The organism is Micromonospora sp. NPDC049175, assembly GCF_043197345.1.
Lineage (GTDB): Bacteria > Actinomycetota > Actinomycetes > Mycobacteriales > Micromonosporaceae > Micromonospora.
The window spans coordinates 443,882-464,217 of sequence record NZ_JBICSY010000006.1; the positions used below are offsets into that span (position 1 = coordinate 443,882).

Below are 20,336 nucleotides of genomic sequence, written 5' to 3' on the forward strand. Positions count from 1 at the left end.
GGCGGCCCCCAACAAACCCGTGGGGCGCGGCGGGGCACCCCCCCCCCCCCCCAAACACCCCCCCCGCCGGGGGGGGCGGGGGCCCCCCCCCCCGCGGGGGCCCCCCCCCACGGCGGTGCTCAGGTGTCGGCCCCCAGCGCCACCACCGGGCTGACCCGCGACGCCCGACGGGCCGGCAGCACCCCGGCCAGCGCGGTCAGCCCGACCAGCACCACGAACAGCCCGGCCAGCGGCAGCAGCGGCGCGGTCAGGGGCGCCTCGATCCCGAGGGCCTGCACCGCCAACCAGGCGTACGGGATGCCGAGCACCAGGCCGATCGTCGCCCCGATCACCCCGTACAGGCCGGACTCGACGGTCAGCATCGTGCGCAGGCCGGTCCGGGACAGGCCGATCGCGCGGAGCAGCCCGGACTCGCGGATCCGCTCCACCACCGACAGCGCGGTCGTGGAGCCCACGCCGACGACCGCGATCAACACGGTCAGGCCGACCAGGCCCACCGCGATCCAGACCAGGGTGCGCACCAGCGCGTCGTTGCGGTCCCGTTCGTCGGCGAGCACGGCGAGGCCCACCCCGTCGCTGCCACCGATGGCCTGGCGCAGCGCCCGCACGCCGGCCGTGCGGCCGTCCTCGCCGGCGCCGGCCGCGTCGGCCAGCAGACCCGTGTACGCGGCCGGCACGCCGATCCGGTCCAGGTCGGCCGGATCGGCGAGGATGCCCGCGTGCAGCGGGCCGTCGCCGGGCAGGATCGCGGCCACCCGCACCTCGACCCGGCCCGTGGCGACGGCGAGCGTGACGGTGTCGCCGGCCCGCAGACCCGCGTCCCGGGCGACCCAACTGTTGAGCACGATCCGGCCGGGGCCACGATCGGCCAGGGTGCCCTGGGCCACGTCCAGGTCACCGGTGCTCGGCAGCGCCGCCAGGTCCAGGTCGCTTGTCGGGTAACCGGACTCGACGTCGCCGAGCTTGTCGGCCCCGCGCAGCAGCGTGGCGTCTCCGACCATCCGGTACGGCACCACCCGGGCCAGCGCGCCGCGCGCCGCCTCGGCCCGGGTCACCACGTCCGGCGGCAGCGTCTGACCGTTGCCGGTCACCTCGAAGTCGGTCGGCGCCGAGAGCGCCATCTCGCGGTCGGCGAGGATCTGCAACGACGCGCCACCGATGACCACCCCGGAGATCAGGGTCACGCCCAGCGCGACCACGACGGAGACCGCGGCCGCCCGGCGCGGCGCCCCGCCGATCCCACCGACCGACATCCGTCCGAGCGGCCCGAGCTGGCGCAGCGGCCAACCCACCACGGCCAGCACCGGGCGCACCAGCAGCGGACCGAGGGCCACCAGCGCGAAGAACGCGAACGTGCCGGACGCGACGAGCAGCAGCAGTGGCCTGGACGGGTCGTAGTTCTCCTGGTCCGGTTTCGGCAAATGGCTGATCGTGGCGACCGCCGCCAGGACCGCGCCGACGGCCAGGAGCAGCCCGAAGACCAGACGCGGCAGCTTGATGCCGCGCCGGCCGGCGGTGACGCTCGCCGTCCGCAGCGCCTCCAGCGGGGAGACCCGGGCGGCCGACAGCGCCGGGGCCAGCACGGCCAGCACGGTGATCACCACAGCGCCGATCACCACCGCGACCGCCGCCGCCAGCGGCAGGCCGGGCGAGGACACCTCGTGGCCGGTGGCGCGCAGGATCACCGGCAGCGCGTACCCGAGGGTGAGAGCGCTGGCGACCCCGACGACCCCGGCGACCAGGCCGGTCAGGGCGCCCTCGGCGGTCAACGCGCCGACCAGGGTGCCCCGACTCGCGCCGACGGCCCGCAGCAGCGCGAGCTGCCGCATCCGCTGGGCGAAGACGATGCGGAAGGTCGAGGTGACCACGAGCGCCGCCGCGGCGACGGCGATGGAGACGAACATGCCGACCAGGACGAAGAGTTTCCCGACCTGTTCGGCCGCCGCGTTGGCCTCGGCGTCGCGCACCTCGGCGCCGGAGCGGATCGGCTGGCCGGCGACGGCCGCGGTAACCCGTTGCCGGACGTCCTCCGTCGAGGTGCCGGGGGCCACGCGGACGTCGACACGCTCTACGGCCGTCAGGTGCGCCCAGCCGATCACGGCGCTCTCCGGGGCGTACGCGTCGTAGCCGGCGTCGGCGGCGACGTCCACCACACCGGTCACGGTGAGCGGGGCGGGCGTGGTGAGTTCGCCGCCCGTACCGCTGGTGGTGGTGCCGACCGAGAGCCCGAGCCGCTCGGCGGTACGCGGGGTGATCGCGATCTCGCCCGGTTGGTCCGGGTAGCGTCCCTCGGTCACCCGGACCGTGGTCAGCGGGCCGGTGCCCGGATCGGACTGGAGGTTGAGGTACCCCTCGCCGATCGAGACGCCGGTCGACACCCGGGGCACCGCCTCGGCCACCCCGGGCACGGCCCGGATCTTCCGCAGGTCCGTCACTGTGGGTGGCGGCAGGTCGACGCGGCCGATCACCAGGTCGGTGACGGCCGGGGTGCCGCTGAGGTTGTCCCGCACGGTCCGCTCGGTGATCTGCTGCACCAGCACGGTGCCGAAGACGACGAAGGAGGCGACCAGGATCGCCAGGCCGGTCAGGATCAGCCGGCCGGGCCGTCGGGCGGCGGCGGTCGTCTGTGTACGCAGCACCGTCGCCCTCATGCGCGGGCCGCCAGATCACGCAGCGCGTCGGTGACCGACACCTGGTCCGGCCTCTCGACCTCACCGGCGACCCGGCCGTCGGCGAGCAGCACCACCCGGTCGGCGTACGCGGCGGCGATCGGGTCGTGGGTGACCATGACGACGGTCTGGCCGAGGTCGCGTACCGAGTCGCGCAGGATGGTGAGCACCTCCGCGCCGGAGCGGGAGTCGAGGTTGCCGGTCGGCTCGTCGGCGAAGACCACCTCGGGCCGCGCCACGAGGGCACGGGCCAACGCGACCCGCTGCTGCTGGCCGCCGGAGAGTTCGCTGGGCCGGTGGTTGAGCCGGTCACCGAGGCCCAGCACCCGCACCAGGTGCGCGAGGAGTTCGGCGTCGGGCTGTCGGCCGGCGAGGTCCAGCGGCAGGGTGATGTTCTGTGCGGCGGTGAGCTGCGGCAGCAGGTTGAAGGACTGGAACACGAAGCCGATCCGCTCCCGGCGTACCCGGGTCAGGGTCCGGTCCGACTGGCCGGTCAGCTCCGTGCCGCCGAGCAGGACGCGGCCGGAGGTGGCGGTGTCGAGACCGGCGAGGCAGTGCATGAGCGTCGACTTGCCGGACCCGGACGAGCCCATGATGGCGGTGAACTCGGCCCGGCCGAAGCCGACCGAGACCCCGTCCAGGGCACGGACGGCGGTGTCGCCGCTGCCGTACACCTTCACCAGGTCGACCGCGGCGACCGCGGCGTGGCTGGTCTCCGGCGGGGCGTGGGTTGTCATTGTTCCTCCAGTGGCGTGCGATGTGGCTGGACAGCCGGTGGCTGCGATGTGGCCCGGATAGCGTCGCCGCCGCCGGCGGGTGGGCGCATCGGCCCGTGGCCGGGTATCGCCGGCGTCGGGTCTGTCTTTCGGCCGATCTGTCCGCGCCGCCCGCTGGCTACGCTGGGTCACCATGAGCACGCCGGATCTTCGACGTTTGTGGGTACGCCTGGCCCAGGCCGCCGGCCTGGTGGCCATGGGGCTGCTCGCCCTCTTCGACCTCCGGCGGGGCGCGCCCGAGAGCATGGCCGCTCTCCTGGTCCTCCTGGTGCGGATGGGGCTGGCGGTGGCGACGGTGCCGCTCTGGCTGCCGGTGCACCGGCTGGGTTCGCGGGTGGTGCCGCTGGCCGCGCTGGCGCTCGCCGGCGCCTCACTGGCCGTGACCGCGGCCGTCGTGTTCCTCTCCGGCGGCAGTTACCTGATCGGTGGCAGTTGGGGGCTCGCCGAGTCGGCCGGGCTGATCGGGGTGGTCTTCGTGGTCACCCGCTGGGGCGCGCCCCGGCTAACCCCGTGGTCGGCGGCGGCCGTCGGGCTGGCCGTCGCCGCGTTGCCGCTGCGCGCCGGCACCGAGAACCTGCTGGTGATCTTCGGACTGCTGCAGGTGCTCGCCGCGGCCGGCGCCGCCGGGGTGGGGCTCTACCTGCGGATCATCGCGGCCGGTCGGGATCGGGCGATCGCGCTGGTACGGGCCGAGCAGCGCGCGGAGTTCGCCCGTGACCTGCACGACTTCATCGCCCACCACGTGACGGGCATCGTGGTGCAGGCGCAGGGTGCCCGGTTCGTCGCCGAGCAGGACCCGGGTCGGGTGATCGTCGCGCTGGAGCAGATCGAGCGGGCCGGCACGGAGACGATGGCCTCGATGCGCCGGATGGTGGGGATCCTGCGTAACCCGGACACCCCGCCGGACGCGCCGCTGGCCCCGCTGGCGGGCGTGGCCGAGTTGCCGCCGCTGCTGGCGGGCTTCAACGGCACGGCGAGCGCCCCGGCCCGCCTGCACGTCGACGGCGACCTGGACGGGTTGCCGGTGGAGGTCTCGACCTCGGCGTACCGGGTGGTGATGGAGGGGCTGACGAACACCCGCCAGCACGCGCCGGACGCCCGTTCCGTCGACGTCGCCGTGCGCCGTACCCAGGACTGGTTGCTGGTCCGGGTCGCCGACGACGGTGCGGCCGGGCGCACCGCGCCCGCCCGGGGGCACGGCTTCGGCCTGATCGGCCTGACCGAGCGGGTACGCGCCCTCGGCGGCACGATCACCGCCGGGCCCGGCGTCGCTGGCGGCTGGGTGCTCGACGCGGCGTTCCCGCTGCGGACGGCGGTGGGGCGATGATCCGGGTATTGATCGCCGACGACCAGGCGATGGTCCGGACCGGCTTCGGCATGATCATCGGGGCTCAGCCGGACATGGAGGTGGTCGGCGAGGCCGCCGACGGGGTGGTCGCCGTGGAGTTGGCCCGGCGGCTGCGCCCGGACGTGGTGCTGCTGGACATCCGGATGCCCCGTCTCGACGGGCTCGAAGCACTGCGGCTGATCGCCGGGCCGGGCGTCGCCGACCCGATCCGGGTGGTCGTGGTGACGACCTTCGACCTCGACGAGTACGTGCACACCGCGCTCTCCAACGGCGCGTGCGGATTCCTGCTCAAGGACTCCGGCCCGACGCTGCTGGTGGAGGCGGTCCGCGCGGCCGTGTCCGGTGACGCGCTGATCAGCCCCTCCATCACGGTACGACTGTTGGAGCACCTCAGCTCGCCCGCCCCGGCGCGCGGCGACACCGGGCTCTCACCACGGGAACTCGAGGTCGTGAAGCTCGTCGCCCGGGGCCTGACAAACGCCGAGATCGCCGCCGGGCTCTTTATCGCCGTCGGCACTGTCAAGACCCACCTGGCCAGCGTGCAGATGAAGCTCAAGGCCCGCAACCGAGTGGAGATCGCCGCGTGGGCCTGGGAACGCCGCCTCGTCGGCTGAGGGGGACAGCGACGCGACCGCCACTGGCTTAGCATCGTCAGCAGTCGATGACTGGTCCGCTGCGGTCACCCGAAAGCGAGGCGATCATCTTGCGCGATCATGTGTGGCGCGGCGTCCGGTCCAGGGCCGCCGCACTGGCCGCCTGCACGCTCACGGCGGTCCTGGTGGCGACGGGCGCGACCCCGGCACTCGCGGCTGCCGCCGACACCGAGCCTCCCACCACCCCAGGCCCGATCACCGTCGCCGCCATCGACGCCACCTGGGTCGAGCTGACCTGGGCTGCCTCGACCGACAACGTGGGGGTGGTCAGTTATCCGGTCTCCGCGCAGTTCGAGGACAACGGCAGGACCTGGTCGACCGACACCAACAGCATTCGGCTCACCGACCTGCAGCCGTCACGCACGTACACCTTCTTCGTGAGGGCGCTGGACGCGGCCGGCAACAGCTCACCGTCGACCGGGCCCCTGCGGTTCACCATGTCACCGGGGGACGACCAACCGCCGGGCGCGCCGGGTCAACCGGTGGCGCTCGACGTCACCGCCACCGGGGTTCGGCTGCGCTGGGCGCACTCGGTGGAGAACGGGGCGGTCGAACGGTACGAGGTGTTCCGGGTGGACGCCGGCGGCGCTCTCACCCTGGTCCGCGATGTTTCCCAGTACCCGCCCGTCAACAGCACCCAGCTCAGCGGGTTGACGCCGAACACCACGTACACCTTCGTGGTGCGTGCGCGCGACGAGGTCGGCAACCTGTCTCCACTGTCGGCACCGGTGACCGTCACCACCCTGCCACCACCGCCGAGCTGCGAAGTCCGGTCCGTGGTGCGGCAGTGGTCGGACGGCTTCGTGGCGCACCTCGCCGTCACGAACACCGGCACCACTGCGGTCAACGGGTGGACGATGACGTGGCGGTTCTCGGCCAGCCAGAAGGTCCACGGCATCTGGGGCGCGAAGGTCGTCGACCGCCCCAACTACGGCCTCCTGCGGGTGGGCAACACCGGCCGCAACAAGGTGATCCCACCGGGCGGCACGGTGTCGCTGGGGCTCGTCGCCAGCGGCACCCAACTGCCGCAGGAGATCACGCTCAACGGTGGCCTCTGCGTGGTGGCAGACGAATAACGCTCGGCTCCGGGGTCTGGCGCCAGTCGCGACATCTTGCGACGCTAGCGGTTGTGTATGACTACGACCTGTTGGTGCTGGGCTCCGGACCCAGCGGTCAGAAGGCCGCGATCGCTGCCGCCAAGCTCGGCAGGCGGGTCGGCATCGTCGACCGCCGCGACATGATCGGTGGGGTGTGCATCAACACCGGCACCGTCCCCTCCAAGACGCTGCGCGAGGCCGTCCTCTATCTGACCGGGCTGAGCCAGCGAGACCTCTACGGCAGCAACTACCGGGTCAAGGAGGAGATCACGGTCAGCGACCTGGCCGCCCGGACCCAGCACGTGATCAGCCGGCAGACCGACGTCATCCGCAACCAACTGGCCCGCAACCGGGTCGTGATGATCACCGGCACCGGCCGCTTCGCGGACGCGCACTCGATCTGGGTCGACGGTGGCTCCGGCCGCGAGTCGAAGGTGACCTTCGACAAGATCGTCATCGCGGCGGGCACCCGCCCGGCCCGCCCGGACAGCGTCGACTTCGACGACCGGACGATCGTGGACTCCGACGGCGTCATCAACCTCCAGGCCGTCCCGCGCAGCATGGTCGTGGTCGGCGCCGGTGTGATCGGCATGGAGTACGCGTCGATGTTCGCCGCGCTCGGCACCAAGGTGACAGTCGTGGAGCGCCGCGAGCGGATGCTCGACTTCTGCGACGACGAGGTGATCGAGTCGCTCAAATACCACCTGCGCGACCTGTCGGTGGCGTTCCGCTTCGGCGAGGAGGTCGCCGCCGTGGAGAAACACCAGACCGCCGCGCTGTGCATCCTCAAGAGCGGCAAGAAGATCGTCGCGGACACGGTCATGTACTCGGCCGGCCGGCAGGGTCAGACCGACGACCTGGCCCTGGAGGCCGCCGGGTTGGAGGCGGACCGCCGCGGCCGGATCAAGGTGGACGCCAACTACCGCACGGCGGTGGACCACATCTACGCCGTCGGTGACGTGATCGGCTTTCCCGCGCTCGCGTCCACCTCGATGGAACAGGGTCGACTGGCGGCCCAGCACGCCTGCGGCGAACCGATCCGGGAGATGCACGGCCTACAACCGATCGGCATCTACACCATTCCGGAGATCAGCTTCGTCGGGCAGACCGAGGCGCAGCTCACCGACGCCTCGACTCCGTTCGAGGTCGGCGTCGCGCGTTATCGCGAGCTGGCCCGTGGCCAGATCGTCGGTGACTCGTACGGCATGCTCAAGCTGCTCGTCTCCCCCGACGACGGCCGGCTGCTCGGCGTGCACGTGTTCGGCACCGCCGCCACCGAGATCGTCCACATCGGGCAGGCGGTGATGGGCTGCGGCGGCACGATCGACTACCTCATCGACGCCGTGTTCAACTATCCGACCCTGGCCGAGGCGTACAAGGTGGCCGCCCTGGACGCGTCCAACAAGATCCGCAACATCACCCGCATCGACGGCTGACCCCGTTCAGCCTGGCAACGGGGCATACTCCGCGACCAGATACGTTCGGTAGGTGATCACCGCGGGGACCGTCACGTTCAACCTGCCCGCCGTCGTGGTCAGCACCTCCTCGTAGCCGAGCAGCACACCCGAGTCGGGGTCGATGATGACCGTGTACTGGGCGGGCAGCCCATGGGCGGCGGAGCTGATCGAGTACGCCTCACCGGCGCGGCCGGCCCGGTCGGTGACGGTCCCGGTCACGGTGATGCCCGGGAGGTCGGCCAGCAGCCGCAGCGTCGTGGCCCGCTGTGCCGGGTTCAGCAGCCGGACCCCGGCCAGGTGGGCGACGTCCTCCAGATCCTGCACCGGCTCCCCGGGTGGGCTGCCCGCGTCCAGCCACTCCCGCAGCGTCGCGACGTCCGTCGGCACCGGGCCCGGCCAGCCCGGGGTGAACTCACCAGCGGCGTAGTCGGTCGTCTCCCGTGACGAGTCGACCCGGCCGCCCCGCCGCCGCCACTCCTCCCGGTCGGCATCGGAGCGGAAGACCGGCGGCAGTTCCCTCTTCACCATCCGGCCGGCGTCGTCGTCGGTGCGCCACGACCGCCACTGCTGCGGTACGACGGCGGACGTCGTCCGGCCGCCGGAGATCGAGGAGTTGAGGAACCAGTTCGCCGACTCCAGGTGCTCCACCGTGCCCGCCGGCCTCGGTGGCGCCGGCTGTGCGGCCGCCACCTCGGCCAGGCGGCGCAGCCGGACATCGGCCCGTTCCGTGGTCGACGCCGGGCCGTAGGTCAGCATCGCCGGGGTGACCGCCCACACCGGCTGCGGCTCCCGCACCGTCTCGAGCGTCACGACCCCGGCTGCCAACGCCAGCGCCGCCGCGCCGGCCGCCAGCACGAAGCGGCGTCGCGGGAGGGCACGACGACCGGTGGACGGCCCACGATCCGTGGCGAGGATTCGGGCGAGGTCCGCGGCCTGCCGCTGCTCGTCGGCGGGATCAAGGTCGCGTGCCGGGTCGAGGTCGCCCAACAACCGGCGTACGTCATCGAGGGTCTTCATCTCACCCACCCACGTTCATCGTCGGCGTCTCGGCCGATGGTCGGCTCGCCCCGTCCGCGGTCACATCCAAGCGCGCCCGCAGCCGACGGCGGGCACGCATCAGCCGCATCGCGAACGTCGCTCTCGTGCACCCGAGCACCACCGCCGCCTCGGTCGGGGTCAGCCGCTCCCAGGCCACCAACCGCAGGATCTCCTGGTCCGCATCGGACACCTGGGCGAAGGCGGTCACGACGTCCCGCTGGCTGATCACCTCGTCGGCGTGGTCGTCCTCCACCGACCGGCCCGGCTCGGCCGCGACCCGCAGCGTCAACTCCCGCCACCTCTGTCGCCCCCTCGCCTCGTTGGCCAGCACCAGCCGGGCCACGCCGTAGAGCCACGGCAGCACCGCGGCGGGCGGCACGTCGGCCAGGCGACGCCACGCCACCAGGAACACCTCGGCGACCACGTCACCGACGTCGGACCCGATGACCCGACGCGCCACGTACCGCCGCACGTCGTCGTGATGACGCCTGTACAACTCGGTGAACCGCTCCTCCACCACGTCCACAGCACCCCCTATCGGGCTTATGTCCGGGACCAGCCAGGACATCACACCTGATCAGGGCGGCCGTGCGGGTTGGGCCCGACAAACGCCACGCGCACGTCAGGTTCGCGATGTCGGTGCTGCCCGCTCCCGTGCCGGCACTGTGGGGACCTGGAGGAGAGAGGCAGCGGTGGGCGCATCCGGATGGAGCTACCTCGTGGCGTACCAGCCAGACCTGGACAGCCCGACGTCGGCACGGTCGAGCCGGTGAGCGCCGCCGAGGCGCTGCGCGAGGCCGGCACCGAGCGGCTCACCCGCGAGCACCTGGACGCGATCAGGGGGCTGGCCTCGCAGGCGTGGTTCGGCCGCTGCGCGGTCCTGCACGACGAGCGGGGCAAGCCGGAGGAGATCTACTTCTGGGGATGCTCCGGCGACTAGGACCTGTCCCCGACCTCCACCAGTTCCGCCAACTGGCTCCGGTAGTTCGGGCAGGTCGCGACGTCCTCGTGTGAGCAGTTCAGCCCGGCCTCCAACAGGTCGAGCGCCGAGCGCAGGGCGGCCATCCTGACTCGCAGCGCGCCGTGGTTGCGGCGGAGCACGTCCTTGCGAACGGCGGGGTTTCCCGCGGCGAGGAACGCCCGGATGTCCGGCAGCGACAGGCCGGCCTGCTTCGCGCGCAGGATCGAGGCGACCCGGAACAGGTCGTCGCGGGTATAGCGGCGACGACCGCCGGTGACCCGGGCGGGGCAGAGCAGGCCCACCGACTCCCAGTGCCGCAGTACGTGTGTCGGCAGCCCAAAGTGGTCCGCCACCTCACCGATCGTCATCATGCTTGACTTCATGTCGACATTAAGTCCGAGCATGGCGGGCATGTCCAGTCTTCTCACTGTCCTCGATGCCATCGAGAGCGAGCCCGCCGCCGTCGAACTGCGCGCCCGTTCCTACGAGTTACTCGGCGACCTCACTGGCCGAACCGTCGTCGACGTCGGCTGTGGCAGTGGCCGCGCCGTCGCCGAGCTGGCCGAGCGCGGAGCCCACGCGCTCGGTGTCGACCTCGATCCCGAGATGATCGCTGTGGCCCGTAGGCGCTGGCCGGCCGGCGCGTTCCAGGTCGGCGACGCCACCGAGCTGCCGCTGGAGACCGAGTCGGTCACCTACTACCGGGCGGACAAGATGTTGCACGTGCTCGACGACCCGGCGCGCGCCGTGGCCGAGGCCCGGCGGGTGCTCGCGCCGGGCGGCCGAGCCGTGCTGCTCGGCCAGGACTGGGACCTGATCGCCATCGACTCGGACGACTCGGCAACCACCCGTCGGCTGATCCACGAGAAGGCGGATGCGCTGCCGTCGCCGCGCGTCGCCCGTAGGTATCGCAACCTGCTGCTCGACGCCGGTTTCACCGACCCGATCGTCGAGGTGCACACTGCTGTGTTCACTGACGACACCGCGCTCGACGTGGTGAAGCGGATCACCGACGAAGAGGACTGGCTCGCCGAGCAGGGCGAGCGGGCCCACGCGAACCGGATCCTCGTCGTCGTGCCGATCTTCCTCGTAGCCGCCCAGGCATGAGGTCGGTGCTGTCCGCCCCGCCGCAGCACCCGGTGATCATGAGGTTAGCGTCATGACACGCCGCTTTGGGGGACAATAACCTCATGATCAACGAGGGCTGGGGTGGGGCCGGTGCGGGGGGTGGGTGGGTGGGTGGCCCTCCGCACCGGCCGGTGATCCCTCTAGCTGGCCGCGCAGGTGGGGCTCAGGCTGCCGGCGGTGCCGGTGCCCTGGAACCCGAACTCGGTGGCCTGCCCGGCGCCGACCTGGCCGTTGTAGGACACGTTCGTCCAGGTGGTCGTGCCGGTGTTACCGCTGGGGTTGGCGCTCCAGGCGTTGGTGACGGTCGCGCCGGACGGCAGGGTGGTCGTCACGGTCCAGCCGTTGAGAGCCGACGAGCCGGCTGTCACCCGGACGTTCGCCACGAAGCCGCCGGTCCACTGGTTAACCGTCACCGTCGCGGTGCAGCCACCCTCCCCCGGCGGCGGAGTCGTGGGCGGTGCGGTGGTCGGCGGTGCGGTGGTGGGCGGTGCGGTGGTTGGCGGGACGCTCGTGGGCGGGGCCGTGGTGGGCGGCGGGGTGCCGTTGTTCAGCGCGGCGAGGACCGCGTCGTACGCCGCCTTCTTCGAGCCGTTGCTGTTGAACAACAACGGGGTCTGCGACGACCGCCACGAGTCGCTGTCACGGATGCCCCACACGGTGATGCCGTTGCAGCGGGCCACCGCCAGGCAGTCCTCCACCACACTGCGGTACGTGTTCGCCGGAGCGCCCTGGATGTCCAGCTCGGTGATCTGCACGTCCACACCCAGCGCCGCGAAGCTCGACAGCGTGGTGCGGTAGTTGCTGGCGTACGGCGAGTCGTTGTTGAAGTGCGACTGGAAACCCACGCAGTCGATCGGCACGCCACGGGCCTTGAAGTCCCGCACCATGTTGTAGACGCCCTGCGTCTTGGCCCAGGTCCAGTTGTCGGTGTTGTAGTCGTTGTAGCAGAGCTTCGCGCCCGGATCCGCCGCGCGGGCCGCGCGGAACGCCGCCTCGATCCAGTCGTTGCCGGTGCGCTGCAGGTTCGAGTCCCGACGACCACCGGAGTTGCCGTCGGCGAACGCCTCGTTCACCACGTCCCAGGAATAGATCTGCCCCTTGAAGTGGGTCGCCACCTGTGTGATGTGGTTGAGCATCGCGTTGCGCAGCGCGCTGCCCTCCATGCTCTGCATCCACCCCGGCTGTTGGCCGTGCCACGCCAGGGTGTGGCCACGTACCTGCATCCCGTGGCTGCGGGCGTGGTTGACGATCTGCTCGGAATTGGCGTAACTGAACCGACCCTGCTGCGGCTCGGTGGCGTCGATCTTCATCTCGTTCTCGGGCGTCACCATGGTGAACTCACGGTTCAAGATCGTGGTGTACGCGTTCTCCGAGAGCTTGTACGCGGCAACCGCCGTCCCGAAGTAGCGGCCCTTCTCGGCGGCGGACGCGCCGAGCGTGGTCCCGGCGGAGGCGGGTGCCGTCACGACCAGCGCCATGCCGACCGCGAGGGCGCCCGCGCCGGTCGCCGCGACCACGGCTCTCGATGCCGCCTTCCATCTCGTGTTTCTCATCGTGCGACTCCTTGGGTGGTGGGGGTGGCAGGAACGGTCAGGACACCGAGCAGGTAGCCCCGTTGAGGGCGAACGACGAGGGTTTGCCGGTGCCGCCCGTGTGCGTGGCCTGGAAGCCGATCTCGACCGACGCGTTCGGGGCGATGGTGGCGTTGTAGGAGACGTTGCGGGCGGTCACCGCGCCGCTCGTCGGTGCGTACTGCGCGTTCCATCCACCTGTGATGACCTGCCCGCTGGGCAGCGTGAAGGCCAGCGCCCACCCGTTCACGGCGGCCGTGCCGGTGTTGGTGATGGCCACGCTCGCGGTGAGTCCGTTGTTCCACGCGTTGACCGTGTAGCCGACCCGGCAGGCGCCCGCGCTGGGCGGTGGCGTGGTCGGTGGCGGAGTCGTCGGGGGCGGGGTGGTCGGGGGTGGAGTCGTCGGCGGCGGGGTGGTCGGCGGCGGAGTCGTGGGCGGTGGCGTGGTCGGGGGCGGCGTGGTCGGCGTGGCGCCGTCCAGGCCGAAGAAGCGGATGACCTGCGCGGCGTCGACCGGCAGGTTGTGCGTGACGCCCTGCATGCTGATCGCCTCGACCGGCGCCGTCGTGCCGCTGCCGCCGTACCGGGTGCGGGTGTGGCCGGACTGCGGCGAGTCGGTGTACGTCGGGGTCTGGCTCAACCCGTGCACGTTCGTCCACTGCTTGACCTGCTCGCCGAAGTTCGGGTAGCGCAGCGTCTCGTCGTTGGTGCCGTGCCAGATCTGCATGCGTGGCCGCTGGCCGGTGTAGCCCGGGTACGCCCCACGGACCAGGTCTCCCCACTGCTGTGGAGTCTTGATGAGCTGTCCGTTCGCGCACTCGCTGTTCCACTCGGAGCTGCCCCCGGTGGCGAAGCAGCCGAACGGCACACCGGCGAAGGAAGCGCCCGCCGCGAACACGTCCGGGTAGTCACCCAGCATGACGTTCGTCATCATCGCTCCGGAGGAGGTGCCGGTGGCGAAGATCCGCGCCGGGTCGGCGGCGTAGCGCTGCCGCACGTAGTCGACCATCGCCATGAGCCCGACCGGGTCGCTGCCTCCGCCACGGCGAAGAGCCTGCGGTGAGGCCACGTCCCAGCACTTGCTGCTGCGGGTCACCGACGGGTAGATCACGATGAATCCGTAGCGGTCCGCGAGGGACGCGTACTGGGTGCCGGAGTGGAATGCCGGACCCGAGCCGGTGCAGTAGTGCAGGGCCAGCAGGATCCCCGGTCGGGTGGCCACCCGGTCCGGGACGTACAGGTGCATCTGGAGGTTTGTGGGGTTGGTGCCGAAGCCGGTCACCTGGGTCAGCGTCGCCGCCGACGCCGGGGCGGCGAAGGTCAGCGCGGCGGCGGCCATCGTCAGGGCCGCCATGGCGGCGCCGAGCAGCCGTGTCTTGAGTGTCATCGATCGCGATCCCTCGGGAGATAGGCGCGTGGAAGGGGACTGAAGTCGAGGACTGCCCTTCGCCCGACCCTTGACCGCGGCTCGCGTGACGAAGTCAGCTTCAATCGAGCACACTCGATTGTCAAGACTTCCGGAAACCTTTCGCTGCAACGGATTCCGGGCCCACCTGCACGACCGGGGACAGCGGTGGGCCCGGCCGCCGATGGCCGCTCGCGGGCTATTATCGGGATGTTCTCGAAACGTGCCGGACGTTCACATCCCTCCCGCCCCTCGGTGCGTGTCAGTTGACGACGCCGCTGGGCACGAAGGAGATCTCGTGAAGATTGTCGATGCCCGGGTCATCCTGACCTGTCCGGGCCGCAATTTCGTCACTCTCAAGATCGTCACCGACGAGGGGGTGACCGGGGTCGGGGACGCCACCCTCAACGGCCGGGAGCTGGCCGTCGCGTCGTACCTGCGTGACCACGTGGCGCCCCTGCTGATCGGCCGGGATCCGGCCCGCATCGAGGACACCTGGCAGTACCTGTACCAGGGGGCGTACTGGCGACGCGGACCGGTCACGATGAGCGCCATCGCCGCCGTGGACACGGCGCTGTGGGATATCAAGGGCAAGGTCGCCGGCCTGCCGGTCTACCAACTGCTCGGCGGTCGCTCCCGCGAGGGCGTCACCGTGTACGGCCACGCCAACGGCGAGACCGTCGAGGAGGTGCTGGTCGAGGTCGCCCGCTACGTCGACCTCGGCTACCGGGCGGTCCGGGTGCAGTGCGGGGTGCCTGGCCTGCCCAAGACGTACGGGGTCAGCACCGACAAGTTCTTCTACGAGCCGGCGGACGCGGCGTTGCCCAGCGAGGCGACCTGGTCGACCCCGCGTTACCTGGCGCACGTGCCGAAGGTGTTCGCCCAGGTACGCGACGAGTTCGGCCCGACCCTGCGGCTCCTGCACGACGTGCACCACCGGCTCACCCCGATCGAGGCGGCCCGGCTCGGCCGCAGCCTGGAGCCCTACGCGCTGACCTGGATGGAGGACCCGGTCCCCGCCGACCTCCAGGAGGGCTTCCGGCTGATCCGGCAGCACACCACCACCCCGATCGCCGTCGGGGAGGTGTTCAACAGCATCTTCGACGCGGCCCAGCTCATCCGGGAACAGCTCATCGACTACATCCGGGCCACAGTGGTGCACGCCGGCGGGATCACCCACCTACGCCGCATCTTCGACCTCGCGGCGTTGCACCACGTCCGCAGCGGATCGCACGGCGCCACCGACCTCTCCCCCGTCTGCATGGCCGCCGCGTTGCAGCTCGACATCTCCATCCCCAACTTCGGCCTCCAGGAATACATGCGACACACCGAGCAGACCGACGAGGTGTTCCCGCACGGCTACCACTTCGCCGACGGCTACCTGCACCCGGCCGAGACGCCCGGGCTCGGCGTGGACATCGACGAGGAGGCGGCGGCCCGTTACCCGTACTCGCCGGCGTACCTGCCGGTGAACCGGCTGGAGGACGGCACGGTCCACCCCTGGTGACCGCGACACCGCCGCCCGGCCGGTTCAGTAGATGCGCCGCCCCCGCTCGTCCGGCACCCCGGACTTGCGGAAGAAGTACGTGTTGATCTGGTCGCGCCACTCGGTGGCGGACCGCACCTGCTCATCGAGCAGGTCGGCCACCCGCTCGTACACGGCCGGGTCGATCATCCCGTTCAGCGTCTGCCACCTCCGGCGCATCGCCGCCACCTCCTCGACACCGGCGAAGTGCGTGTCGTAGATGTGCTGGATGACTGTCGATCCACTGTGCAGCACGTGCTGGTACGGCACATGGTGGAAGAAGAGCAGCAGCTCGTCGGGGCAACTCTCCGGCGTCTCGTAGATCTCGGCCCAGTACGACGGGTACTGGCCGGCGAAGCCGGTGCCCGACGCGCGGCTGCGGTCCACGCCCACGCCGTCGCGGTCAGCGAAGTGGTAGGTGCCCCACCGCGAGTACTCGTACCCGTCGACGCCGGGGCCGTAGTGGCCGTCGGGGTTGACCATGAAGCCAACGCCCAGCGGGGCGGTGTACCGCTCGTAGGTGCGCCACGACTCGTCCATGATCTCGTGCAGCGTCCGCCGAACCAGGTCCGGGTCCGCGGTCGCCGACGGTGGGAAGGTGAGCGTCATCCACTCGTCGAGGACCGCCGTCGGGTCCAGCCCCGGGTTCCAGGCGAGCCGCCCGAACGAGTACAGGTTGGCCTGCGCCAACGGATGCCCGGTCCAGAACCTGTCGTCGCCGGTGCTGGCGACCGCGACGAGGCCACCGCCGGCGCCCGCCGCCCCCGCCACCACGTCGGCCACCGAACGTCCGCCCGGCCCCCAGGGCGTGAACCGCAGCACCTCACTCCACAGCGGACCGAGGTGGCAGACGTGCCGCTGCTGGCCCGTGTATTCCTGCGTGACCTGCAACTCGACGGCCAGCCGGGTGGCGGGCATCGCGGCGATCACCGGGGAGACCGGCTCCCGGGGTTGGAAGTCCACCGGGCCGTACTTCACCTGCAGGACCACGTTGGTGCGGAACCGCCCGTCGAGTGGGGCGAAGTGGTCGTACGCGGCGCGGGCCCGGTCGGTCGAGCGGTCCCGCCAGTCCTGGTGGTGGTTGTAGACGAACGCCCGCCAGTGCACCACTCCCCCGCGCGGGGCGAGCGCGTCGGCCAGCAGGTTCGCCCCGTCGGCGTGGTCGCGCCCGTAGCTGAACGGGCCGGGCTGCCCCTCCGAGTCGGCCTTCACCACGTAGCCGCCGAAGTCGGGAATGCGGTCGTAGACGTCGCGGGTGGTCTCCGCCCACCACGCCCGCACCTCCTCGTCGAGCGGGTCGGCCGTCGGCAGGCCGCCGAGGACCAGCGGCGCGGCGAAGGTGACCGAGAGGTGCACCCGGATGCCGTACGGGCGCAGCACGTCGGCGATCTCGGCCACGTCGCCGAGCCGCTCGGTGAGCAGGAGCGCCTCGGTTCGGGCGACGTTGACGTTGTTCACCGAGATGGCGTTGACGCCGCTCGCGGCCAGCAGTCGTCCGTACTCGCGGATCCGCTCGAGGTCGCCGCGCGTCCGGCCGTCCTGCCAGAAGATGGAACCGCCCGCGTACCCCCGTTCGACCTGGCCCATCACCGGGTGCACGGCCACGTTGTCCCAGTGGTTGAGCATCCGCCGGCGCAGCGCGGGCCGGTGCCGCTCGGGCGGGCGGGTCGGCTCGAAGGCCGCCGCGCAGAGCCGGACCACGTGGAAGAGCCCGTACAGCAGGCCGGCGGGCGCGTCGGCCAGCACCACGGTCACCGGACCGGCGTGGGTCAGCAGGAAGCCCTCCTTGCCGAGCGTCCCGTCGCCGACCTCGTCACCTGCCGCCTCCACCGCCGGGCCGGGCAGCTCGCCCGCGCCACGCACGGCGAGCACCAGGTCCACGTCGACGTCCCAGGAGGGGTTGTGCCACACCCGCCCGCCATAGCGGGCGCAGGCCCGCGACACCTCGTCGAGCACGGTGTCGACGAGCAACCCGTCACCGTGGACGAGAACGCGGCGCGCGCCGAGGGTCCGAAACGCCTCGGGCGGCAGCCAGGCCGGATGTACGCGCGGCTCGTCCGTGCCCAGCGGCTCCTCGACGAACATCAGTTGCTCCAGATCCACCCACTCTTCGGCGTTCATCAATCCTCCCCTAGCACGAGGACACCGTACGCCTGCTTGCACACGTCCGGTTGTCGTCGCCCCCGAGGGGCGCCGTGTCGGTGCCGGGCGGGCTCATCGGAGGAACTCCTTCTGGATCAGCCGGACCATCGGGTCGCTGACGCGCAGCAGCGCCAGGACCGCGACCGAAGCGAACATCGCCAGCACCGCCTCGGAGAAGACCGCGGTGACCGCGGCCGCCGCGGCCACCAGCAGCGCGTTGCCGACGGTGACACCCGGGGTACGCACGAGGAAGTGCACGGCCAGTCGGAGCACGTCGCGAGTGCGGAAGTCGAACAGCGAGGTGATCACCAGGGCGTTCGCCGCACCGAGCGTCACGCCCACCGCGAGCAGGACCAGCGGCACCGCCCACCAACCCGGCAGTCCCACCGCGCCCCGGTAGGCGAGGTTCACGGCGAGCACGGTCAGCCACAGCAGCGTCGGCACCCAGACGCGCAGCACCCCGGACAGGTTGGCCCGGTAGCCGCGCCAGAACAGGGCGGCGGGCCGCAGGTCGGTCAGGTCGGCGCGCTGGTGGCGCAGGGCGTACAGGGCGGCCGAGAGCGCCGGGCCGACGGGCACCAGCAGGAGTGCGGCCAGCGGCAGGTTGCTCGCGTCGCGGCCCAGCAGCAGCATCGACAGCAGGCCGGGCAGGGTGGTGAGCAGCAGCAGCAGCTCGACCACGAGCAGGATGTAGACCCGGGAGGTGATCCGCGACAGTGGCCCGTCGCCGAACTGTCGCCAGGTGCGCGCGGCGCTCACGGCTGTCCCCTCCGGTCGCAACTGCGCATTGCCGTCCTCTGGTCGTCCGGCCCGCGGGCGAGCGGGTCGACGCACGCCCCGGGCCGGTGGTCGCCGGGGAGTCCGGTCGGTTGGGCCTGCTGGACCGCCCGACCGGACTCCCCGCTGATCAGCCGTTGTTCTTCTGGAACCGCTCGTACGCCTTGTTGACCAGGTCGATGTACTGCTCGGAGTTCTTGGCCTTCAGCTCGGCCACGTAGGCGTCCCACTCGCTGAGGGGCCGCTGGCCGAGGGCGAACTTGAGCGTGTTCTGGGTGACGAAGTCCTTCAGCGGGGTCTCCCAGAGCGACACCTGCTCGCGTTCCTCGTCGGTGAACGGATGCGGCGGGGGGACCTCCCTCGGCTTGCGCGCGTCCATCACCTTCTGGAACTCCAGCTCCTCCGGGGAGAAGAACCCACGGACCAGGTCGGGCGCGCCGCCGTAGGCGAAGACGCCGTTCTGGAAGCCGAAGTCCTTCTGCAGGTGCTTGGACGCCTTCGGGTTGAGCCCCAGGAAGCTGACGTCAGGGACGAGCGTGCGCTTGCCGGACGCGTCCTTGGTGAAGGTGGTGCCCTCGACGCCCCAGCGGGCGAACTCCAAACCCGCGTCCGAATACCACAGCCAGTCGATGAACTGCATCATGGCCACGAAGTTCTTGCTCTCCCGCGCCTTCGTGGAGATCATGATGCCGTTCTCCAGCCGGGGGAACGGGTTGACCTCGCCGGCCGGGCCGATCGGCAGCGGGATCTTTGCCATCTTCGCGTTCGGCAGGGTCTTGGCCAGGTCGGGCCGGTGGTTGTTGACAAGCGTCTGCGCGTTGCCGGTGACCACGAAGGACTTGCCGTTGGCGAGCTTCTGGCGGGCCTGGTCGTCGGTCTGGGTGAAGCTCTCCGGGTCGAGCAGACCCTCGGCGACGAGCTTGTGCAGGAACGTGACCATCTGCTTGTACTGCTCGGACGAACCGGTGTAGGTGAACTTCTTCTCCGCCGGGTTCCAGGTGGCGTGCTGGTAGTCCCAGCCGGCGTAGGTGCCGTGGGACGAGCCGAGGAGGTTCAGCAGGGCGCCGGTCGGGTTGGGCTTGCTGAAGAGGTCGGAGTACGGGTAGACGTTCGGGTACTTCGCCTTCATCGCCTTGAGCACCGTGTAGAGGTCGTCCCAGGTCTTCGGGACCGGGAGGTTGAGCTCCTGCATGATGTCGGTGCGCACCAGCACCGTGTAGTCCTGCGTGGGCTTCTCGTGCAGGCCGGGCAGCAGGTAGAACTTACCGTCGGCCTGTCGCAGGTTGTCGATCTCCGGCTTGAGGTTCCACTTGGCGATCTTGTCCTTGAGGTTGGGCATCAGATCCAGGTAGTCGCTCACCGGGAGGATCGCCCCGGACGACACGAACGCGTCCTCCTGCGGGTGGTACGTCTTGGGGATGATCAGCGGGGCGTCCCCGGCGCCGATCAGCAGGCTGCGCTTCTGCTCGTAGTCGCTGAGCGGAACGGCCACCGGGTCGATCTTGACGTTGGTCCGCTTGGTCAGCTCCGACCAGAACGCCCAGTCTTCCTTGAGCGGGTAGAACGTGTGGTTGTTGTAGAGGGTGGAGAAGGAGAGCGCCTCGGTGGCCTTGAACTGGTCGCCGACGCCGTAGGTGGCCATCGCCCCGACCTTGTTCTCCGAGAGGTCCGTCGACTCACCGGGGTCCTCGGAACAGGCGGTGCTGAGGGTGAGCGCGAGCAGACCCGCGGTGGCTATCGCCACGCGGCGCCACGTCTTGTGGAGCATGGCTCGTCCTTTCGGTGGTGG

The 20,336-nt window shown here is 71.1% G+C and carries 17 protein-coding genes; 7 read left to right on the plus strand and 10 right to left on the minus strand.

Features of this window, described 5'->3' with window-relative positions:
* Positions 1–119 precede the first annotated feature (119 nt).
* Both ACGFH8_RS25330 and ACGFH8_RS25335 read right to left on the minus strand, forming a co-directional pair.
* Entirely contained in the window at positions 120–2,639 is a 2,520-nt protein-coding gene (locus tag ACGFH8_RS25330) for an FtsX-like permease family protein (protein ID WP_393371456.1), read from the minus strand.
* An 8-nt stretch (positions 2,640–2,647) separates the two neighbouring features.
* The gene (locus tag ACGFH8_RS25335; RefSeq protein ID WP_393371459.1) at positions 2,648–3,406 is read right to left on the minus strand and encodes an ABC transporter ATP-binding protein; all 759 of its coding nucleotides are present in this window, start codon (positions 3,404–3,406) and stop codon (positions 2,648–2,650) included.
* 172 nt (positions 3,407–3,578) lie between these two features.
* Here ACGFH8_RS25335 and ACGFH8_RS25340 point away from each other — a divergent pair, with 172 nt between their 5' ends.
* The 4 genes from ACGFH8_RS25340 to sthA are packed head-to-tail and all read left to right on the plus strand — an operon-like array spanning position 3,579 to position 7,979.
* Positions 3,579–4,772, plus strand: coding sequence for a sensor histidine kinase (locus ACGFH8_RS25340; protein WP_393371462.1), 1,194 nt, complete (start codon positions 3,579–3,581; stop codon positions 4,770–4,772).
* Positions 4,769–5,407, plus strand: a complete 639-nt coding sequence (locus ACGFH8_RS25345; protein WP_393371465.1) for a response regulator — start codon at positions 4,769–4,771, stop codon at positions 5,405–5,407. The genes ACGFH8_RS25340 and ACGFH8_RS25345 overlap by 4 nt, the downstream gene beginning before the upstream one ends.
* Before the next feature lie 47 nt (positions 5,408–5,454).
* Positions 5,455–6,522 (plus strand): fibronectin type III domain-containing protein, encoded by a 1,068-nt coding sequence (locus ACGFH8_RS25350; RefSeq protein ID WP_393371467.1) that lies wholly within the window; start codon positions 5,455–5,457, stop codon positions 6,520–6,522.
* A gap of 53 nt (positions 6,523–6,575) precedes the next feature.
* Positions 6,576–7,979: a Si-specific NAD(P)(+) transhydrogenase gene (sthA, locus tag ACGFH8_RS25355; protein ID WP_393371468.1), complete on the plus strand. Its 1,404-nt coding sequence runs from the start codon at positions 6,576–6,578 to the stop codon at positions 7,977–7,979.
* A 6-nt stretch (positions 7,980–7,985) separates the two neighbouring features.
* Here sthA and ACGFH8_RS25360 read toward each other — a convergent pair whose 3' ends face one another.
* Together ACGFH8_RS25360 and ACGFH8_RS25365 are read right to left on the minus strand one after the other, a co-directional pair.
* Positions 7,986–9,017 (minus strand): CU044_5270 family protein, encoded by a 1,032-nt coding sequence (locus tag ACGFH8_RS25360; protein ID WP_393371471.1) that lies wholly within the window; start codon positions 9,015–9,017, stop codon positions 7,986–7,988.
* A 1-nt stretch (position 9,018) separates the two neighbouring features.
* Positions 9,019–9,564 carry an RNA polymerase sigma factor gene (locus ACGFH8_RS25365; protein WP_393371474.1) on the minus strand — a complete coding sequence of 182 codons (546 nt, stop codon included), beginning with the start codon at positions 9,562–9,564 and terminating at the stop codon, positions 9,019–9,021.
* A gap of 243 nt (positions 9,565–9,807) precedes the next feature.
* On the opposite strand from ACGFH8_RS25365, the gene ACGFH8_RS25370 reads away from it, so the two are divergent.
* Positions 9,808–9,978, plus strand: a complete 171-nt coding sequence (locus ACGFH8_RS25370) for a hypothetical protein (protein ID WP_393371476.1) — start codon at positions 9,808–9,810, stop codon at positions 9,976–9,978.
* On the opposite strand, the gene ACGFH8_RS25375 is transcribed toward ACGFH8_RS25370, so the two are convergent.
* Positions 9,975–10,382 carry a MerR family transcriptional regulator gene (locus ACGFH8_RS25375; protein WP_393371478.1) on the minus strand — a complete coding sequence of 136 codons (408 nt, stop codon included), beginning with the start codon at positions 10,380–10,382 and terminating at the stop codon, positions 9,975–9,977. The two genes, ACGFH8_RS25370 and ACGFH8_RS25375, sit on opposite strands and share 4 nt — an antisense overlap.
* Between ACGFH8_RS25375 and ACGFH8_RS25380 the strand changes: the two genes are divergently transcribed.
* Complete coding sequence (locus ACGFH8_RS25380) at positions 10,369–11,106, plus strand: methyltransferase domain-containing protein (RefSeq protein ID WP_393371480.1); 738 nt, start codon at positions 10,369–10,371, stop codon at positions 11,104–11,106. The two genes, ACGFH8_RS25375 and ACGFH8_RS25380, sit on opposite strands and share 14 nt — an antisense overlap.
* A 161-nt stretch (positions 11,107–11,267) precedes the next feature.
* Here ACGFH8_RS25380 and ACGFH8_RS25385 read toward each other — a convergent pair whose 3' ends face one another.
* Together ACGFH8_RS25385 and ACGFH8_RS25390 are read right to left on the minus strand one after the other, a co-directional pair.
* Complete coding sequence (locus tag ACGFH8_RS25385; RefSeq protein WP_393371482.1) at positions 11,268–12,680, minus strand: endo-1,4-beta-xylanase; 1,413 nt, start codon at positions 12,678–12,680, stop codon at positions 11,268–11,270.
* A 37-nt stretch (positions 12,681–12,717) separates the two neighbouring features.
* On the minus strand, positions 12,718–14,085 hold the full coding sequence (locus tag ACGFH8_RS25390; protein WP_393371485.1) for a PHB depolymerase family esterase: 1,368 nt from the start codon (positions 14,083–14,085) through the stop codon (positions 12,718–12,720).
* 316 nt (positions 14,086–14,401) lie between these two features.
* Here ACGFH8_RS25390 and manD point away from each other — a divergent pair, with 316 nt between their 5' ends.
* Complete coding sequence (gene manD, locus ACGFH8_RS25395; RefSeq protein WP_393371486.1) at positions 14,402–15,610, plus strand: D-mannonate dehydratase ManD; 1,209 nt, start codon at positions 14,402–14,404, stop codon at positions 15,608–15,610.
* A 24-nt stretch (positions 15,611–15,634) separates the two neighbouring features.
* On the opposite strand, the gene ACGFH8_RS25400 is transcribed toward manD, so the two are convergent.
* The 3 genes from ACGFH8_RS25400 to ACGFH8_RS25410 form a co-directional block, all read right to left on the minus strand.
* Positions 15,635–17,749 carry an alpha-glucuronidase gene (locus tag ACGFH8_RS25400; RefSeq protein ID WP_393371488.1) on the minus strand — a complete coding sequence of 705 codons (2,115 nt, stop codon included), beginning with the start codon at positions 17,747–17,749 and terminating at the stop codon, positions 15,635–15,637.
* Between the two features lie 93 nt (positions 17,750–17,842).
* Positions 17,843–18,529 (minus strand): DUF624 domain-containing protein, encoded by a 687-nt coding sequence (locus tag ACGFH8_RS25405; RefSeq protein ID WP_393371490.1) that lies wholly within the window; start codon positions 18,527–18,529, stop codon positions 17,843–17,845.
* 148 nt (positions 18,530–18,677) lie between these two features.
* Positions 18,678–20,315 carry an extracellular solute-binding protein gene (locus tag ACGFH8_RS25410; protein WP_393371493.1) on the minus strand — a complete coding sequence of 546 codons (1,638 nt, stop codon included), beginning with the start codon at positions 20,313–20,315 and terminating at the stop codon, positions 18,678–18,680.
* Between the last annotated feature and the right edge of the window lie 21 nt (positions 20,316–20,336).

Bases quoted from the DNA above. Each gene is read 5' to 3' on its own strand.
- ACGFH8_RS25335 (WP_393371459.1), bottom strand. From the start codon at position 3,406: ATGACAACCCACGCCCCGCCGGAGACCAGCCACGCCGCGGTCGCCGCG.
- ACGFH8_RS25390 (WP_393371485.1), bottom strand. From the start codon at position 14,085: ATGACACTCAAGACACGGCTGCTCGGCGCCGCCATGGCGGCCCTGACG.
- ACGFH8_RS25400 (WP_393371488.1), bottom strand. From the start codon at position 17,749: ATGAACGCCGAAGAGTGGGTGGATCTGGAGCAACTGATGTTCGTCGAG.
- ACGFH8_RS25380 (WP_393371480.1), top strand. From the start codon at position 10,369: ATGCTTGACTTCATGTCGACATTAAGTCCGAGCATGGCGGGCATGTCC.
- ACGFH8_RS25375 (WP_393371478.1), bottom strand. From the start codon at position 10,382: ATGAAGTCAAGCATGATGACGATCGGTGAGGTGGCGGACCACTTTGGG.
- ACGFH8_RS25410 (WP_393371493.1), bottom strand. From the start codon at position 20,315: ATGCTCCACAAGACGTGGCGCCGCGTGGCGATAGCCACCGCGGGTCTG.
- ACGFH8_RS25360 (WP_393371471.1), bottom strand. From the start codon at position 9,017: ATGAAGACCCTCGATGACGTACGCCGGTTGTTGGGCGACCTCGACCCG.
- ACGFH8_RS25385 (WP_393371482.1), bottom strand. From the start codon at position 12,680: ATGAGAAACACGAGATGGAAGGCGGCATCGAGAGCCGTGGTCGCGGCG.
- ACGFH8_RS25345 (WP_393371465.1), top strand. From the start codon at position 4,769: ATGATCCGGGTATTGATCGCCGACGACCAGGCGATGGTCCGGACCGGC.
- ACGFH8_RS25340 (WP_393371462.1), top strand. From the start codon at position 3,579: ATGAGCACGCCGGATCTTCGACGTTTGTGGGTACGCCTGGCCCAGGCC.
- ACGFH8_RS25350 (WP_393371467.1), top strand. From the start codon at position 5,455: ATGACTGGTCCGCTGCGGTCACCCGAAAGCGAGGCGATCATCTTGCGC.